Source organism: Pseudoalteromonas sp. PSi26, assembly GCF_054960575.1.
In genome coordinates this window covers 100,668-118,624 of record NZ_JBHNYT010000010.1, presented here as the reverse complement: position 1 = coordinate 118,624, position 17,957 = coordinate 100,668, and the positions used below count along the sequence as shown (strand labels likewise).

Genomic DNA, 17,957 nt, shown 5'->3' with positions numbered 1-17,957 from the left:
CAAAAATTAAATTGCGCTTTTAATTAGCCTTCTTCTTCAACCAGTGATTCTAACAGGTCATGTATTTCGGCTTTAAGTTCTTTGTCTTCAATTTTATTTGCACTAACTTTTGCACTTTGAAGATTTTTTATAGCCTCTTCTTTTTGACCAAGTTCTAATTGTAATGTTGCCATAGAAAATGCAACCGACGACATATGGTCTTTATTATTAATAGCAATGGATTTTGCTAACGCCTTTTCATAGGTGGTAATAGCTTCTTCTAACTCTTCTGTAAAATCAGCAAGTGTTTCCCACTGAACAGGGTGATCTTTAGAGGTATTTTCGTTTTCTTCACAAATCGCTTTAAGTTTAGAAAAAAGTAACTCAAAGCGTTTACGATCATTCTTATTTGCTGCATTCATTAACTCTTCAGCCAAATCGTGTACCGCTTTGTATACTTTTGTATTCATCATTACGTATCACCCTCAATGTATTTATGCTTTAAATAGCAAAATATAGATTTAAATGGCTAATTAAATATGCCTTTAGGACGATCATACAACATTAAAGTGTGCAGCAAACAATTTAAATGCTAAATAATAACTAAAGTATAAGTGGTTTATAAAATTCTACCCTGTCACAAAAATTCACACTTTTTAAATAACCTTAATTACTTTTATTTTTAAAGCACACCACATGAATTAAATTTATCGACTGCTCATCCATAAGTATTAAATGGTTAAATTAATAAAAATAATAATTTAAAACAATTTAACACGAGCTGTTAAACTAATAATTGTAAAATTATATAAAGATGAATAAATCATGAAAGAGTGTAACCAGTGTGGCAAATGCTGCACCAAATATGGTGGTGCTGACCTCGACGTATCATCAGAAGAAATTGAAATGTGGGCGCTCTTTAATCCCGAGATTTATCAATATGTACAAAACAATAAAATTTGGTTTGATCCGAACACAGGTGATAAATTAAATAACTGCCCTTTTTTAGCAATCGAACTTAAAAAAGATGAAGGTGCTCGCGATAAATTCATATGTAATATTTACCTAGACCGACCTGAAGATTGCCGCCAATACCCTAGCCTAATAGCCGAAATGCTACGTGACGAATGTGAAATGCTAGAGCCTACTGACTTAAAAAACCAAACACGAGCACAATACAAGCTTGATGTACTAATGATAGATAGCAGATAAAATACCAACTAGGCTGAGTAATTTATCATCATTTTTAGTTGATTAAACGCAAATACAAAAGTTATAGTATAACATTGTTGATTCGCAAATTATGAACTGTTATATTATATCACAACATGTAATCACCAATTAATTTACCAATGACAAAGTTAACATTAATTTCTTCTGCCATTTTATCGGTTTTATGTACCCAATCCGCCCTAGCTGCTTCAATAACAGGTAAGGTATTAAACGATAAAAATCAACCTATTGAAAACGCTTCCATTCATGTTCATGGAAAAAATCAAACTATAAAAAGTAATGAGCTTGGCGAATTCTCAATTGAAATTGACGCTAACAGCCAGCTTCATATCAGTAAAGAAAATTATATAGATTCAAGAATAACGGTGACTGAATCGTCAAATAATGTCACGGTTTCACTTTTACCAACCTCGGTTGAAACCGTTGTGGTTTATGCATCTGCGCTACACAAAAGCAGCCTAGAAATGATTTCACCGGTAAGCGTTCTATCGGGTGATGAGTTAAGAAATAAATCTAAACCAACACTTGGCGAAACACTAAAGGGTTTACCTGGCGTTAATGCAAGCTACTTTGGCCCTGTATCCTCAAGCCCTATTATTCGAGGTTTAGATGGTCCTCGCGTTAAAATCACCCAAAACGGATTAGATGCTAGTGATGCATCGCGCATTGGACCAGACCATGCAACCTCAAGCGATAGCTTAGCAGCTGAACAAATTGAAGTACTTCGTGGACCAAGTACACTTTTGTATGGATCAGGTGCAATTGGTGGTGTGGTAAATGTGGTTGATAACCGTATTCCAACGAGTAATTTAGATGATTTAACCGGCGCCGCTGAGTACAGCCATGACACGGTTTCTAACTCAAATACCGTGGCCGCAAAACTAGAAACAGGAAATGACGGATTTAACTTTCATTTTGATGGGACTAAACGCAGTGGCGATGACTATGAAACGCCTACATTTACAGTAACTGACGAAGATGGCGACGCAGAAGCTGAAAACTCAGTAGAAAACACGTTTATCGATAGCGAAACACTAAATTTTGGTACTAGCTACGTTGGCGAGCACCTTACCGTCGGATTTTCTTACGGTAGTATAGAAACTGACTATGGAATACCTGGACATGAACATCATCATGAGCATGATCACGAAGGTGAAACTGAAGAAGAGCATGCAGAACATGAGGATGAAGAAGAAGGCGAAGAAGTTGTTTTTGCACAGCTAGAGCAAGACCGTTGGCAAGGCTTAGTCAGTTATGCGCTTCACAATAACTGGATAGAAACAATCAACCTTCGTATTGGTTATACAGACTATTCACACAGTGAAATTGAAGATGGTGAAATTGGCACCACGTTCACTAATGAAACTACCGAAGCGCGTTTAAACGTAGAACATAAATTCGCGGATTGGCATGGTATGCTGGGCTATCATTACAGCGATTCTGACTACGATGCAATTGGTGATGAAGCATTTACTCCAGCAAGTATAACAACCTCAAATGCACTTTATGTGTTAGAAGAACGCGTGTTTGGTGATGTAACTTTAGAGTTTGGCGCTCGTATTGAAGATTACAAAATTGAAAGTAAAATATCTTCAGCTGAGCATCATCATGATGAAGAAGTTGAAGAAGAACATGAAGAAGAGATAATTGCCTACAGTGAAAGCTTTACAAACGTAAGTGCATCTGCTGGGGCTATTTGGCAATATACACCAGGACAAAGTTTAGCACTGAGCCTATCTCACTCTGAGCGTGCGCCGCTTTCTGCTGAGCTGTTATCAAATGGCCTACACATTGCAACAGGTACTTACGAACTTGGCTTAGGTTACCACATCGAAGATAACGAAGCGCATTTTGAACCTGAGGACATAAAACAAGAAAAATCAACTAACCTTGATTTAAGCTTTAGACGCTTTAGCGGAGATTTTGGTTACACTTTAAACTTTTTCTATAATGATATTAAAAATTTCTATTTCCAAGAAAATACGGGCTTAGTTTACGATGAAGAAGAAGGTTTAGAATCTGCTATTGGTGCACACGACGATGCAGTAGCTGTTTACCAATTTAGAAGTAAAGATGCAGAGCTCTATGGATTTGAGTTCGATGCTCACTACCAAATTACACCAAACACAATGGTTAAAGTATTTGGTGACTCTACCCGCGCTAAACTTAAAAATGATGAAAGCAACTTGCCGCGTATACCAGCAAATAAGTTAGGCTCTGAGTTACATTATGATTTAGGTAACTTGCAACTAACCCTAACTGGTACGCATTACTTCGATCAAAGTGATATCACTGCGTTTGAAAGCCAAACAGATGGTTATACTTTATTTGATGCTCAAGCTAACTACCAATTAGGATTAGGTGCTGTTGATGCTCAATTTTACATAATTGTTGATAACCTGACTGATGAGCTAGGGTTTGTTCATACCTCATTTATAAAAGATAAAGCCCCTCTTCCAGGTAGAAATATTCGCTTGGGCGTTCGCGGCTATTTTTAATCATTAACAGTTATGCTTCGAGGTTAAAGTGTTTAATTAATAACTCCCTTTTGAAACCGTATTTTTAAGTGCGGTTTTTTTATATGAGTTGCTTTGTAATTGAAGTTTAGAGTTAAAAGTGACTGTTCGTGTTGCCTGAAAATAATTAAAGGTAATTTTAATAGGCACAAAAAAACCGCGCTATTAATAAGCGCGGTTTTTTAAATAACTTAATAATGATTATTAAGAAAGGATTTCGTGTAGCTCAACGTCAAATACAAGCGTTGAGAAAGGTGCAATTGCAGCACCTGCACCACGTTCACCATAAGCAAGCTCATGAGGAACGTAAATACGCCATTTAGTGCCTACTGGCATCATTTGTAAAGCTTCAGTCCAACCTTTGATCACGCCACCTACTGGGAATTCAGCTGGTTGACCGCGCTCGTAAGAGCTATCAAATACTGTACCATTAATTAATGTACCGTGGTAATCAACACGTACTGTAGACTCAGCAGTTGGCTTTTCGCCTTCACCTGTTGCTAATACTTCATATTGAAGACCAGACTCAGTAACTGTGATTTCAGGACGTTTTGCGTTTTCTTCTAAGAATGCAATACCTTCAGCAGAAAGTACTTTTGACTCTTCTTCACGACGAGCTTGAATCTCTTCGTTAACTTTTTCAAATGCAGCTTGGATCTCTGGGATCTCAACTTGAAAAGCGCTACCTGCGTACGCATCTTTCATGCCTTCAAACACTGAATTTAGGTTTAAGCCTTCAAAAGGATTAGACTTAAGTTGCTCACCCATTTGTAAGCCAATACCGTAACTTGCTTTTTCAGCATCTGTAGTAAAATTATCTGACATAATGTGTTTTTCACGTTTTGTTAGTTAAAAGACATGAGTATGCTATCACAAAATAACGCACGTTTGGTGCTAGTTTTTATTGAGTTTTACCTTTAACAGACCAACAATAAAGCAACTAAGTATCAAACTGAATAAAAATCCGGCAAGCAATGAAAAAGTTAATAAACTAGCGGTGCCGCCAATAATAATTGGTACAGCGACTAATCCAACTACACCAATAAAAACTGAGGCAACTAGGGGCCATTTTGTATCGTACTTAGTAATTAAGTGGGCCACTAAAATATTAAAACCTACACCATATGCAAACGCTGTCATTAATGGGTGTTCTGGTTGTGCGTCGGCTGCCATTTTAATTAGTACGCTCATGCCGCTTTGGTAACAGTAACCAAACACGGTCCATAAAAGAATGTGTTTTAAAAGCTGTGCACTCATAGGAATAGTTGCTTTGTCTGTCATTTATCAAACCCCAGATAGCAAAAAACCGCCATAAGGCGGTTTTTTTAAATAATGGTGGAGAGATAGGGATTTGAACCCTAGATAGGCTACAAACCTATGCCGGTTTTCAAGACCGGTGCATTCGACCACTCTGCCATCTCTCCGTACGGCGCGTATAATATGGGTTATCGCGATATTTGTAAAGCTTTAAATGTAAAAAATAAAATTTAATCTAATAGTGTAAAAAACTATCACTTATTCATTTTAAGATTTTAAAAATAGCGGTTACTAGTAATACTGTTTAGGCCTACGCGCAATCCAAGAACACACTAAGCAAACCAACAAGCTCAATGAGAAAAAAGTAACCCCTTGAAAAATTAAATCAAAACGGTTTAAGTCGTCACTTGGCACAATGACAAACATAAAAGTAGGCAGAATACTTAACATAAGTACATAACAGCACACTTTAAATGCGCGTCCAAAATCAAATCGTTTAGATTGTTGCATCCACCAAGTAAGTAGTACCAATACACTGACGGCTGAACCGGCAATAAAAGGGGCAGCATTTGTACTCATTGCTACATATAACGTAACAAACGCACCTAAAAGCCCCCAAATTGACCAAGCGAGCCAGTTTTCTTTTTCACGTAAAAATAAATTTCCCATAATTTAAGTCTTCTTTATCGTTATTATTTTGAGACTTTCCATACATTATCAAAAAACAACCGATTAAAAAACAAACTGCAGAAGAATTATCAAGTTATTTAGCATCCATGCCCTTCTTGCAGTTTCTCACTAACATTAATAATCAGTGATTAAAATTTATACTCAATTATAAGTGACCATAAATGCATGTAAAAGTTCACACTTATTTATAAATCAGTAAAATAAGTTTCTGGCTTATGCCTTGGTGACTTTTTACAATCGACGGCAGGTGTACCTATATACAAGTAACCCACAATTTCATCTAACTCGTTTAAATTAAGCGCTAGCTTAACCGCATTACTTTGTGCAAAATAACCCGTGCGCCAAATACCCCCTAACCCTTGTGCAAATGCGGCTTGTTGCATTGCAAGTACGCTACACCCTGCGCTTTGCACTTGCTCGATACGAGGAACTTTAGGATGTTGTTGATATTTAGCAATGGCAATGATGATCATTGGAGCACGAAGCGGTAATTCTTTAGCTCGGTTTATAACTTTATCTTCTTGTTGCTCTGCCACAGCACTCTCGTGGTAAATCGACCCTAACTTTTCACGCGCTTGCCCTTCAACAACAATAAATTGCCATGGCGCTATGCAACCATGATCGGGGACACGAAGTGCAGCTTGTTTAATAATATTAAGCTGCTCAATAGATGGGCCTGGCTCTGTTAGTTTTGAGTCAGATTGGCGAGTTAATAAAAGCTCAATAGCATCCATAATTATTTCTCGATATTTAAAACGCTAGGGTAACATTTTAAGTCTGTGTTGATAAATATTGAAATAAAAACGCCAGCAAAAAATAATTTTTGCTGGCGTATATAAACTCACGTTAAATTTACTCTTTAAAGACACTTCTTCTGAGCCAATAATCAACGCTAACAAAGCGTCCACCTCCAGTGAAAAATAAACTCAGGAGCATAGCGAAATAAATGGCAGCAAATTCTATCCCATTATTTAATATTGAAGGTTTACCTTTTTCGTACAGGTAATCTACAAATCCATGCTCATCGACTATTGATCGTATTTTGCCAATTCGCTCTTGTACTTCAACTGAGTTTTCAAGACTTTCTTTGGCGCCCGGTATAGATAACCAATCAAGTACCTGAGCTGCACTCGTATCAGGATTAGTCGGAGCAATTGCAAACCAGCCATTGTGCCAATGTACTGATGTTGCAGCAACAACCATAGTAAACATTAGAGGAATACTTACGAGGCGAGTCAATAGGCCTACTAATAAAAACCAACCACCCAAAAATTCACTCCAACCAGCTAAAAATGCAAGTAAGTCGGGAAACGGTAAACCTAAGCCCCATTCACTATTTCCAAACCATTGCACAATATCAGGCGAGGCTAATAAATTATTGAAAAAGCCAGTAGCATCGCCGCTGATGCCGAGCTTATTATAACCCGCGATAATCATCACAGGGGCTAAAATTAATCTAAAAAGTAAAGGAGGTAACCCATCTAAAAATGATAGTTTACCTATTGCAGCTACATAGAAGCGAGTCAGTGTGTTCATGCGTATCCTGTGTTTAATGTTTATTTAGTTATAGACTATAAACAACCAAGACCGCATGAATTACTAAACTATTTCAACTTGTCGAAAGGTTAAATACTTCTCGCTATTTGAAGGGCTTCAAAAATAGCGCGCTTAGCATCAATTGCAGCAGCGAGTTTAGCGCCACCAATAACGTGTACTTTAGCGTTTTCAGCATGAGGCTTTACAACTTCATCATTTGAAACTTGACCAATACATGCAATAACAGTGTCGACCGGTAAAACCTGAGTTTCACCACCAACTGTAATAGTTAAACCCTTGCTATCAAAGCTTTGATACTGACAATCTGCAATTTGTTTTACACCATGCTGCTTAGCTACTTGACGATGGATCCAACCTGTTGTTTTTCCAAGTTCACTACCAAATCGGCCAGAGCTTCTTTTTAACATGTACAACTGACGCTCGTCTTTGTGTGGCTTCGGTTCACATTCAATTCCCCACTGCGTTTTAAACTCATCAATGGTTTGTGATTTATGTTCACTTAAAAATGCCACCATATCAAAACCAATGCCGCCAGCACCTAAAATGGCAATAGAGTTGCCTAACTCGACTTCGCCACGAATTACTTCATCGTATGCAAATACGCGTTTGTTATCACCACATTTAATTGACGCCTCACGTGGGCGAACACCCGTTGCAAATACAATATCGTCGTACTGTGTCAGCATTGACTCGTTGTATGACGTTTCGAGTTTAACCGCTACATCTAAACGTTCTAGCTCATTAATAAAGTATGCCAGTGTATGATTAAAGTCTTCTTTGCCAGGTATTTGCATGGCTAAATTAAATTGGCCACCCATTTGCGCTTTTTGGTCAATCAAAGTGACCTTATGACCTTTTTGAGCCAAATAACAACTTGCGGATAAGCCAGCAGGGCCTGCGCCCACAACAAGTACATTTTTTGAGTGTGTCGCTTTATCGAGCGGGTAATCAAGCTCAAAAGCCGCTTGAGGATTAACCAAGCAGGTTGCACGTTTATTTTTAAATACATGATCTAAACAACCTTGGTTACAGCCAATACAAATGTTAATTTGTTTTGTTTGATCATTTTGATATTTATTAAAAAACTCAGGATCAGCTAATAAAGGTCTAGCCATTGATATGAGGTCGGCTTCACCTGCATTTAAAATCTCATTTGCAATGTCAGGTGTATTAATACGGTTTACTGCAATGACTGGAACGCTAACAACACTTTTTAAGCGCTTAGACGCTTCTTTAAAGGCTCCTGGTGGAACCATACTAGCAATCGTAGGAACGCGCGCTTCATGCCAGCCAATACCCGTATTAAAAATATCAACCCCGGCTTTTTCAAGCTCAGTGGCTTGAATAACCACTTCATCAGGAGTGGACCCATCAGGGATTAGATCCATAACCGACAGTCTAAATATAATTAAAAATTTATCAGATACTTTAGCCCTAACCGCTTTGACTATTTCAAGCGCTAGGCGCATCCTGTTTTCAAGGCTTCCACCAAATTCGTCTTCGCGTTTGTTGGTGTGTGGCGCCATGAATTCATTAATCAAATAACCTTCAGATCCCATTACCTCAACGCCATCATACCCAGCTTTTTCAGCCATATAAGCAGAGTGCGCAAAGTCTTTAATCGTTTTTTTAATTGAGCTCAGTGACATTTCTTTAGGCTTGTAGGGATTAATTGGAGCCTGAATAGCACTAGGTGCCTGATTGAAAGGATGATAAGCATAGCGACCCGCATGCAGTAACTGTAAACAAATTTTCCCACCATGTTTATGAACAGCATCTGTGTATGCGCGATGCTTAAAAACATCATAATAACTGTTAAAAGAAGACGATATTGGCGTTAACTTGCCTCGCAGGTTCGGGCTATAGCCACCGGTAATGAGCATGGCTGTGCCGCCTTTTGCACGGGCTTCATAAAATGCACGTAAACGTTTTCTGTTATGCCATCCCTCTTCGAGGCCCGTATGCATTGAGCCCATAACTAATCTGTTTCGTAATTGTGTGTGTTTTAATTGTAGTTGTTGTTCTAACATCTCATGCCCCATTAACTGGTCTAACCTGTGTAGATTCACTAATTCTGCTTTAATGATAACGAATAAGCAATATTTGCATGTATTTAATTAATACTTAAGACACGCTTAAGATACGTACTCATCTCAAAATTACTATTTAATGCGAGAGTGTATCGCATAATAAATCCATTGTTTTCGGTAGCTTGAACGTATTTATAAACACTTCGTTACGATTTAGCAGTTAAATTTATATTTATTCTAGGATAAGATGAAACAAATGTATTAGCTGTACCAAATTAAGGAGCTATTTTGATAGCAAAAATATTCAAAGGCATTTGGGCTGGAATAAACTTTTCTCGTCGATTAATAATCAACTTTTTGTTTGTGCTACTTGTTATTGTATTTATTGCAGGTATATCAAGCGATGATGATAAAATTATTGTAGAGGAAGGCTCTGTTCTAAGATTAAACCTAAATGGCCCATTGGTTGAAGAAAAGTTATATGTAGATCCTATTGAGGCGGCTTTAAATGACGCAACATCAGGTAACGACCAACCAAGTGAGATTTTACTTGATGATGTTGTTGAAGTCATAAACGAAGCAGCAAAAGATAGTCGTATTAGTGTACTACTTCTTGATTTACAAGAAATGCCTAAAGCGCATTTAAATAAACTTAAACAAATTACCAACGCTATTGAAGGCTTCAAACAAGCTGGTAAAAAAGTAATCGCTACAGGTTACTACTACACGCAAGCGCAGTATTACATTGCTGCACATGCTGACGAAATAGCGATGCATCCGTATGGAAGCGTTGTTATTGAAGGTTACGGCATGTACCCACTGTATTTTAAAGACGCACTAGAAAAGCTAGAAGTAACACAGCATATTTTTAGAGTAGGTACATTTAAATCAGCTGTTGAACCCTTTATCCGTAACGATATGTCTGATGCGGCTAAAGAAGCAAACCGTGTATGGTTAGGTGCACTTTGGAATGAATATAAGCAAGATGTTTCTGCTGTACGTCCATTCGATGAGTCAAACTTTGATGAAACTATGGATGTTTACCTAGAAAAAATGCAAGCTGCTAACGGTGATGCTGGTAAATATGCACTCGATAATCAATGGGTTGATTCGCTTAAAACAACTCAGCAAATACGCCAACAATTGATAGATTTAGTGGGTGCACAAGAAGATGGAAAAACATTTAAACACGTATCGTTTCGTGAATACCTGAGCCTGGTTAAGCCTCCTGTCGTTTTTGATAACCCAATAACTGAGAAAGTAGCGGTTGTTGTAGCTAGAGGAACAATTGTAGATGGTGAGCGTAGAGCGGGCGAAATTGGTGGTGACTCTACCGCTGCCCTTCTTCGTAAAGCAAGACTTGATGATAAAGTAAAAGCAGTGGTACTTCGCATTGATTCAGGTGGCGGTAGTATGTTCGCATCTGAAGTTATTCGCGCAGAGGTATTAGCTCTAAAAGCAGCCGGTAAACCTGTTATCGCATCAATGAGCTCTGTTGCGGCATCTGGCGGTTACTGGATTGCATCTGCTGCAAACGAAATATGGGCTGCACCAAGTACGATTACAGGGTCGATTGGTGTATTTGGCACATTTATGACATTTGAAAATACATTATCAAAAATTGGTGTTTATTCTGATGGTGTTGCAACCACCGAAATGGCAGGTTTTTCTATCACTCGCCCACTTAACGAAAAAATGGCTCAAGTTATTCAAATGAGTGTTGAAGAGGCTTACGGTCGATTTTTGAATGTTGTAGCTCAGGCTCGAGGCATGACGCCTGAGGAAGTTGATGCAATTGCGCAAGGTCGAGTTTGGATTGCTTCTCAAGCACTTGAACTGGGATTAATTGATAAGCTAGGTGATAAGCAAGATGCAATTGATGCTGCAGCGGCCCTTGCTAAGTTAGAAAACTACGATGTTAAAACAATCACACAAGATTTGAGCCCGCAAGAAAAAATGCTACAAGACATTTTTGGAAGTGCATCAGTAAAATCGATGTTGGGTCTTCAAACAAAAGCACCATCTGTTTTAGCAACACAAGCTAATTTAAACAGCGTCATTCAACAACTGAGTAGTGAAGTTGAAAGCCTCAAGGATTATAACGATCCACAGGGTGTGTACGCTCGTTGTTTAGAGTGTAAAGTTGCACAATAAAGGTGCGTGATCCACACTCGTTGCTTTATTTACACTAGCGACAGGTTATACTAAGCCCAGTTTTTTTACTGGGCTTTTTTTATGAAACGTAAACGCATTTATATCGCTTATACCGGCGGTACCATAGGAATGAAAAAATCAAGTCGGGGTTACATTCCCGCAGAAGGTTTCTTAACCGAAACGGTTATGAACAATGCGGAATTTAATCGTGATGAAATGCCCTTATTTGATATTCACGAATACTGTCCACTTATTGATTCATCTGACATGTCCCCTGCGCACTGGCAACTTATTGCAGATGATATAAAAAGCAAATATCAGCAATACGACGGCTTTGTTGTACTACATGGTACAGACACCATGGCCTATACTGCATCGGCACTTTCATTCATGTTTGATAATTTAACTAAACCCGTTATTGTTACCGGATCGCAAATTCCACTTTCTCAACTACGATCTGATGGACAGGTTAATTTGTTAAATGCGATGTACTTAGCTGCTAATTACCCAATTGCAGAAGTGAGTCTGTTTTTTAATAACCAGTTATTTAGAGGTAATAGAGCTACTAAAGCACATGCAGATGGTTTTGATGCCTTTGCTTCACCAAATTTAGAGCCTCTTGCATTATCAGGCATTAATATTCAACTTATTAAAGGCCAACTAAGTCCTTATGTTGAAAACGAACTTCAAGTAACCACAATAACGCCACAGCCAATTGGCGTACTTTATTTATACCCAGGAATAAGTACCGAGGTTGTGAAGAGCCTTGTAAACGATAACATTAAGGCTTTAGTGTTATTAAGCTTTGGCGTGGGTAATGCACCTCAAGACGATAAGTTCTTATCAGTGTTAAGTGAAGCAAGTAATAAAGGAATGATTATTATTAATTTAACACAATGCCTAAAAGGCCAAGTAAATATGGGCGGTTACGCAACCGGCAACGCATTATTAAATATTGGCGTTATTAGTGGGTATGATATGACTTTAGAAGCCTGCCTAACCAAACTTCATTGCCTATTCAGCCAAAATCTAGAAACCGAGACTATTCGCCACTTAATGCAAGATAATATGCGTGGTGAGTTAACAAGATAAAGAGTTACACATCTGCAGAATCAAAAAAGGCACGCTTATAGCGTGCCTTTTTGTCTAATAAAGAATTAACGAACTTTAGCGTCAATCTCAACTAGGTCAGTTAAATGGCAGGTTTCACCACTATGGGTTTTAATGCCATGCTCACCAAAATAATCACGCTGGGCTTGAACTAGGTGCCCATTACTTGGTGTTGTTAACGTTGCTAAGTAAGTTTGTGTAGAGCTTAATACAGGAAACGCCAAACCAGACATAACAGCTTGTCCTGTTATCTTACGTAGTGCATTCGCCTCTTTATCGAGTGAATCTATAAATTCGACTCCTTGCGCCACGCTATCTAGGTAGTCAGCTCGAATAATACAACCTGCACGCCAAGTTTGTAATGTTTTCGACAAATCAACTTTCCACTGGTGTGTACGAGATGCGCCTTTAATTAGTGCTAAACCTTGGCGATACGCAAGTAAACTAGCAAGTGTAAATGCATCTTTAAGCTCTTCGAGATCAATATCAACGATATTGGTTGATTTTGAAGCGTACGTCATTTCTTGTGCAGCGGTTGTATCGCAGGCATTGGTTAGGTGTCTGGCTTGAACAGCAGCAACAAGTGATGGTACTGCAATCCCTAACTCTAGCGCGTTTTGTGCAGTCCACAAACCTGTACCTTTAGCGCCAACTTTATTATCAATAAGGTCGACTAGTGGCTCATTTTTATCATTCTCAAGGGTTAATATGTGGCTAGAGATAGAAAGTAAGTAACTATTTAACTGCCCTTGTGACCACTCATCAAATATTGCAGCTACTTCTTTTGGAGAACGGTTAGTTCCTGAGCGTAGTAATTGATACATTTCTGCAATGAGTTGCATAAGTGCATATTCAATGCCGTTGTGAACCATTTTAACAAAGTGTCCACTTGCCGATTGGCCAACACGCGCAAAACAAGAGCTACCATTGTAACTTGCAGCTACTTTTTCAAACCATGGTTCAATACGTTCCCAGCCACCTTCTGACCCACTGGCCATCATTGCTGGGCCATGGCGGGCACCTTCGGCACCACCTGAAATACCCATGGTGGCAAACTCAAATTTGTTTTGGTATTTAAGTTTACGCGTTATACCGTCTTTATAATTACTGTTACCACAGTCAACTATAATATCATCACATTCTACGCCTGCGTCTACCAGTTCATTACAAACGGTGTCAACTAACTCACCCGCAGGAACAAGTAATAAAATAGAACGAGGTGCTTCTAAACGCCTTACCATGTCTCCTAAATCAGAAACAATGTGAAGTTTGTCAGCCATGCCTTGAGATTTAGCACAACTTATTAACTCTTCACCCGCATGTGGGTTTTTGTCATAAGCAACAAGCGTTATCCCCTTTTCTATCAAATTTAGGGCAAGATTTTTCCCCATAACGCCTAACCCGACTAATGCAACTTGCATTTAGTGTCCTCCTCGGTAACAACTATTTGGTTAGAAAATTCAATGTATTCATTCAATAATACCGCATGCTTTATACGTATACAGTAATAAAATACTAACGATGAGCCAATACAAGGTAATATTTCACTACAAGTATAAGAGCCCCGCAATTATATCAAACATCATCGAGTAAAGGGTGACTAAAAGCAAAGCAAATTAAAATTATGATCATTGACGCATTTTGACACCGGTGTCATAATGTTCACACAATAGTTTTGTATAAAGTAGTGGCAATTCTTTTAGCTTTGCCTACAACTAAAGATATAGCTTTATAAAGCTATATCTATCGCAAACAAAATAACCGTCAACCTGCTTTCACCAAGCACACAGGAGAAATTGATGCTAAGACGCACAAAAATAGTCGCTACCCTTGGGCCCGCTACCGATAGAGATAACAACTTAGAAAAAATTATTCGCGCAGGTGCAAACGTAGTACGTTTAAACTTCTCACACGGTGTGGCTCAAGATCATAAAGACCGTGCACAGGCAGTTCGTGATATTGCAAAACGATTGAACAAACATATTGCTATCCTTGCCGACCTTCAAGGTCCTAAAATCCGTGTATCAACGTTCAAAGAAGGCAAAGTAACCCTAGAAGTGGGTGCTAAGTTTATTCTTGATGCAAAAATGGAAAAAGGGCAAGGCGATGTAAATGCTGTAGGTATCGATTATAAAGAGCTTCCACAAGACGTATCTCCTAACGATTTACTTCTTTTAAATGATGGTTTAATTCAACTTACAGTTGATAAAGTAGTTGATCATCTAGTTCACTGTACCGTTACAGTGGGAGGTGTTTTATCAAATAATAAAGGGATTAACCGTTTAGGAGGCGGATTAACTGCACCTGCGTTTACTGATAAAGACAAAGAAGACTTAATCACAGCAGCAGAAATCGATGTAGATTATATTGCGGTATCTTTTCCACGTAGTGGTGATGATATGCGTTACGTTCGTTCTTTAGCAGAAGCAGCTGGCTCTAAAGCGCAACTTCTTGCAAAAATTGAACGCGCTGAAGCTGTAGAAACGCAAGAAGCGATTGATGACATTGTACTTGCTTCAGATGCTGTTATGGTTGCACGTGGTGACTTAGGTGTAGAAATTGGCGATGCTGCGTTAATGGGCAAGCAAAAGCTTATTATTCGTCGTGCTCGTTCATTGAACCGTACTGTTGTTACAGCAACGCAAATGATGGAATCGATGATCGATAATCCAATGCCAACACGTGCTGAAGTAATGGATGTTGCAAACGCAGTGCTTGATGGAACCGACGCTGTAATGCTTTCTGCAGAAACCGCAGCGGGTGATTACCCTGAAGAAACTGTAGCAACTATGGCACGCGTTTGTTTGGGTGCTGAGTCACAAAAAGAAACTCATGTATCTAAGCACCGTTTAGATAGTCGCTTCTCTAATAATGCTGAATCAATCGCTCTATCAGCTATGTATGCAGCAAACCATTTAGATTCTGTAAAGGCTATTGTAACGCTTACTGAATCTGGTAGTACAGCAAAACTGATGTCACGCATTAGCTCAGGCTTACCAATTTATTCATTGTCGCGTCATGCCAGTACGCTTGGTCAAACTGCACTTTATCGTGGTGTATATCCGGTGTTTTTTGATTCGACGCAAACAGATAAAGATGTAATGGTTAAAGCAGCATTGGACACGCTTGTTGCCCAAGGATCATTATATTCAGGTGATACTGTGATTTTAACGCATGGTGATTCTATGGAAACTGTTGGCGCTACAAATACAATGAAAATTGTTACTGTTGAGTAATTAACGCTTTTAAAAAAATGCGAGCTAAGCTCGCATTTTTTATTTCTAACTATAATTTCAGCTCGCTAATGCTGCTTTTACTTTATCTCGGTAACTACGGCTTACTTTTAGCTCTTGTCCATTTTCTAAAACAAGTAAATACTCGCCACTAACCTGTGTTACTAATTTACTGATTTGCTTTGTATTTACAATTGCACTGCGATGAACCCTAACAAATAAATGAGGGTCGAGCTCTTGCTCAAGTTCTTTCATTGTTTTACGTAATATATGTGTTTGTCCATCTTGGCAATGTAAACACATATAATCACCTGCTGCATCAACCCATTGAATGGTTGCTGCTGGAACACGAATAATTTCGCCCTGCTCTTTTACTGCCAACGACTCTGGGTAACGTTTATCAGCTAAAGTATCACCGGTTGCAAGCTTTTTGAGAATTTCTTCACAGTTATTTCCGGTAATGCCAGCTACAAAACTCGCGAGTTTTTTCTTATGGGCGTTGTCTTGTTGCGTTTTTAAATAGGTATGCACTTTTTCTACCGCCTGTTTTAGTCTGTTATCATCAACGGGTTTTAAAATGTAATCCAATGCATGAATTTCAAATGCTTTTACTGCAAATTGATCAAATGCGGTAACAAACACGATTGCCGGAAGTACTTTAGTGCTTTCACTTAACGCGCGAGCAACTTCAAAACCATTCATGCCTGGCATTTGAATATCTAAAAATACTAAATCTATTTTTTCGTTTTTACACGTCTGTATTGCATCCGCACCTGAACTGCATAATTTAATAACTTCAATATCATCAAATTCTGAAAGTCTTACATCTAAACCTTTGCGCGCTAATGGTTCGTCATCAACAATAAGCGTTCTGATTTTCATCATTTCTTCACAGCCTTCTCAAACGGCACTCGCAGATTAACTTTTAATCCACTTGGCGTATTATGTGATAATACAAACGAATAATTATTTTCGTAGAGCGTTTTTAATCTATCTTTGGTATTTGCAATGCCAACACCTTGTGCGTTAACAAGCTTGCCATTTTCTAATTCGGTGCCAGGCCCGTTATCTCCCACTTCAAGGAGTAATTCGTTCGCAAACACTTGGGCTTTTATATCAATTACACCACCTTCAGATAAGTGGGCAATCGCATATTTAATTGCGTTCTCAATAATAGGTTGCAATATAAGACTAGGTACAAGCGCTTGTTTTGCTTGTTCACTTACGTCTATGCTTACCTTTAAACGTTCATCAAAACGAACTCGTTCAATATCTAAATATAATTTTAATGCATGTAACTCTTGCTCAAGTGGTACTTTTTTTATGGGATCGGTATTTAATGTGTATCTTAAAAAGTCACTCAATTTAGAGACCATTAAGTTAGCATCTTTATTTTCTTTTACCAAAACTAATGTTGAAATTGCATTTAGCGTATTGAATAAAAAATGCGGGTTAAGCTGATACCTAAGCATTTTTAATTGGGCTTCGTGGGCCATTGTAGTGGCTTTTAATGCTTTTTGACGTTCACTTTGCAATAGCTGATAATATTTAACGCCAAAGTATAAACCACTCCAACACAAAATAATGTAAACAGAATCCAATCCTTGTTGTAGGTAATAAAACCACTCTTCTGGCCTGTAACCATGGCGATATATTTCCCATAAATTAAATTTTTGTACAACAGCCCACAATGTACCCGTTACATAAGAAGCACCAAACACCACTAACATCAGCACTATAGGTGAAGCATTCCAAACTGTACGGTAAATATAGCGAAGGGGTACTGTCATAAGACAGCCAGCATAAGCATTTAATAATATAACGAATACGTAAATATCACGCATTTCAAATACTTTAGAACCAATGTAATTGACAAGCGCATACCCTATCCAGCCTGCAATCTGCAAAAGCCAAAAAAAGCGCTGACGGTTATCAATTAAAGATTGCCAATTCAAAATTTACACTGTCTCCAAAATAGTAACTGCTTTAAAATCTATTCTTAGCTTGTATTTATTAATAACTAATTAATTTTATAAATAAACTAATTCATAACATCGTTTATTATATAGATTTACGAGGCTGTTTAGCACTACCGCCTATCTTAGTTTTTAATACAATCAACGCAAACTTAACTTACGCGCAATAAAAAAGCGAAAGGGTAATACCTTTCGCTTTCATTAACACGTTGATAATTATTG

General features: G+C 38.2%; 15 protein-coding genes and 1 tRNA gene. 5 read left to right on the top strand and 11 right to left on the bottom strand.

What is annotated here, in order from left to right; genetic code table 11:
• Window positions 1-23: 23 nt before the first annotated feature.
• Window positions 24-452 (bottom strand): tetratricopeptide repeat protein, encoded by a 429-nt coding sequence (locus ACFI34_RS12400; RefSeq protein ID WP_058551899.1) that lies wholly within the window; start codon window positions 450-452, stop codon window positions 24-26.
• A 352-nt stretch (window positions 453-804) separates the two neighbouring features.
• On the opposite strand from ACFI34_RS12400, the gene ACFI34_RS12395 reads away from it, so the two are divergent.
• Together ACFI34_RS12395 and ACFI34_RS12390 are read left to right on the top strand one after the other, a co-directional pair.
• Window positions 805-1,191, top strand: a complete 387-nt coding sequence (locus tag ACFI34_RS12395; protein ID WP_462673718.1) for a YkgJ family cysteine cluster protein — start codon at window positions 805-807, stop codon at window positions 1,189-1,191.
• A 140-nt stretch (window positions 1,192-1,331) separates the two neighbouring features.
• The gene (locus ACFI34_RS12390) at window positions 1,332-3,710 is read left to right on the top strand and encodes a TonB-dependent receptor (RefSeq protein WP_462673717.1); all 2,379 of its coding nucleotides are present in this window, start codon (window positions 1,332-1,334) and stop codon (window positions 3,708-3,710) included.
• 222 nt (window positions 3,711-3,932) lie between these two features.
• Here the strand turns inward: ACFI34_RS12390 and ACFI34_RS12385 are convergent, their stop codons facing one another.
• From ACFI34_RS12385 to ACFI34_RS12355, 7 genes are all read right to left on the bottom strand, one after another.
• Complete coding sequence (locus tag ACFI34_RS12385; RefSeq protein WP_006794455.1) at window positions 3,933-4,553, bottom strand: FKBP-type peptidyl-prolyl cis-trans isomerase; 621 nt, start codon at window positions 4,551-4,553, stop codon at window positions 3,933-3,935.
• Window positions 4,554-4,622: 69 nt separating this feature from the next.
• The gene (locus ACFI34_RS12380) at window positions 4,623-5,009 is read right to left on the bottom strand and encodes a hypothetical protein (RefSeq protein WP_462673716.1); all 387 of its coding nucleotides are present in this window, start codon (window positions 5,007-5,009) and stop codon (window positions 4,623-4,625) included.
• 52 nt (window positions 5,010-5,061) lie between these two features.
• Window positions 5,062-5,152, bottom strand: a tRNA-Ser gene (locus ACFI34_RS12375).
• Between the two features lie 124 nt (window positions 5,153-5,276).
• Window positions 5,277-5,654, bottom strand: a complete 378-nt coding sequence (locus ACFI34_RS12370; protein ID WP_006794457.1) for a hypothetical protein — start codon at window positions 5,652-5,654, stop codon at window positions 5,277-5,279.
• 206 nt (window positions 5,655-5,860) lie between these two features.
• Window positions 5,861-6,409, bottom strand: a complete 549-nt coding sequence (locus ACFI34_RS12365) for an NAD(P)H nitroreductase (RefSeq protein ID WP_006794458.1) — start codon at window positions 6,407-6,409, stop codon at window positions 5,861-5,863.
• A gap of 118 nt (window positions 6,410-6,527) precedes the next feature.
• A complete protein-coding gene (locus ACFI34_RS12360) occupies window positions 6,528-7,211 on the bottom strand; it encodes an HvfX family Cu-binding RiPP maturation protein (RefSeq protein WP_276754871.1) in 684 nt (227 codons plus the stop codon).
• An 89-nt stretch (window positions 7,212-7,300) separates the two neighbouring features.
• On the bottom strand, window positions 7,301-9,262 hold the full coding sequence (locus tag ACFI34_RS12355) for an oxidoreductase (RefSeq protein WP_462673715.1): 1,962 nt from the start codon (window positions 9,260-9,262) through the stop codon (window positions 7,301-7,303).
• A 288-nt stretch (window positions 9,263-9,550) separates the two neighbouring features.
• Between ACFI34_RS12355 and sppA the strand changes: the two genes are divergently transcribed.
• Together sppA and ansA are read left to right on the top strand one after the other, a co-directional pair.
• Window positions 9,551-11,416 carry a signal peptide peptidase SppA gene (gene sppA / locus ACFI34_RS12350; RefSeq protein WP_462673714.1) on the top strand — a complete coding sequence of 622 codons (1,866 nt, stop codon included), beginning with the start codon at window positions 9,551-9,553 and terminating at the stop codon, window positions 11,414-11,416.
• A gap of 81 nt (window positions 11,417-11,497) precedes the next feature.
• Complete coding sequence (gene ansA / locus ACFI34_RS12345) at window positions 11,498-12,508, top strand: asparaginase (RefSeq protein ID WP_462673713.1); 1,011 nt, start codon at window positions 11,498-11,500, stop codon at window positions 12,506-12,508.
• Between the two features lie 65 nt (window positions 12,509-12,573).
• On the opposite strand, the gene gndA is transcribed toward ansA, so the two are convergent.
• Window positions 12,574-13,947, bottom strand: a complete 1,374-nt coding sequence (gene gndA, locus ACFI34_RS12340; protein ID WP_462673712.1) for an NADP-dependent phosphogluconate dehydrogenase — start codon at window positions 13,945-13,947, stop codon at window positions 12,574-12,576.
• A gap of 378 nt (window positions 13,948-14,325) precedes the next feature.
• Between gndA and pyk the strand changes: the two genes are divergently transcribed.
• On the top strand, window positions 14,326-15,762 hold the full coding sequence (gene pyk, locus ACFI34_RS12335; RefSeq protein ID WP_462673711.1) for a pyruvate kinase: 1,437 nt from the start codon (window positions 14,326-14,328) through the stop codon (window positions 15,760-15,762).
• Between the two features lie 57 nt (window positions 15,763-15,819).
• Here the strand turns inward: pyk and ACFI34_RS12330 are convergent, their stop codons facing one another.
• Window positions 15,820-16,644, bottom strand: coding sequence for a LytR/AlgR family response regulator transcription factor (locus ACFI34_RS12330; protein WP_006794465.1), 825 nt, complete (start codon window positions 16,642-16,644; stop codon window positions 15,820-15,822).
• On the bottom strand, window positions 16,641-17,714 hold the full coding sequence (locus ACFI34_RS12325) for a sensor histidine kinase (protein WP_462673710.1): 1,074 nt from the start codon (window positions 17,712-17,714) through the stop codon (window positions 16,641-16,643). The genes ACFI34_RS12330 and ACFI34_RS12325 overlap by 4 nt, the downstream gene beginning before the upstream one ends.
• Window positions 17,715-17,957: the final 243 nt, after the last annotated feature.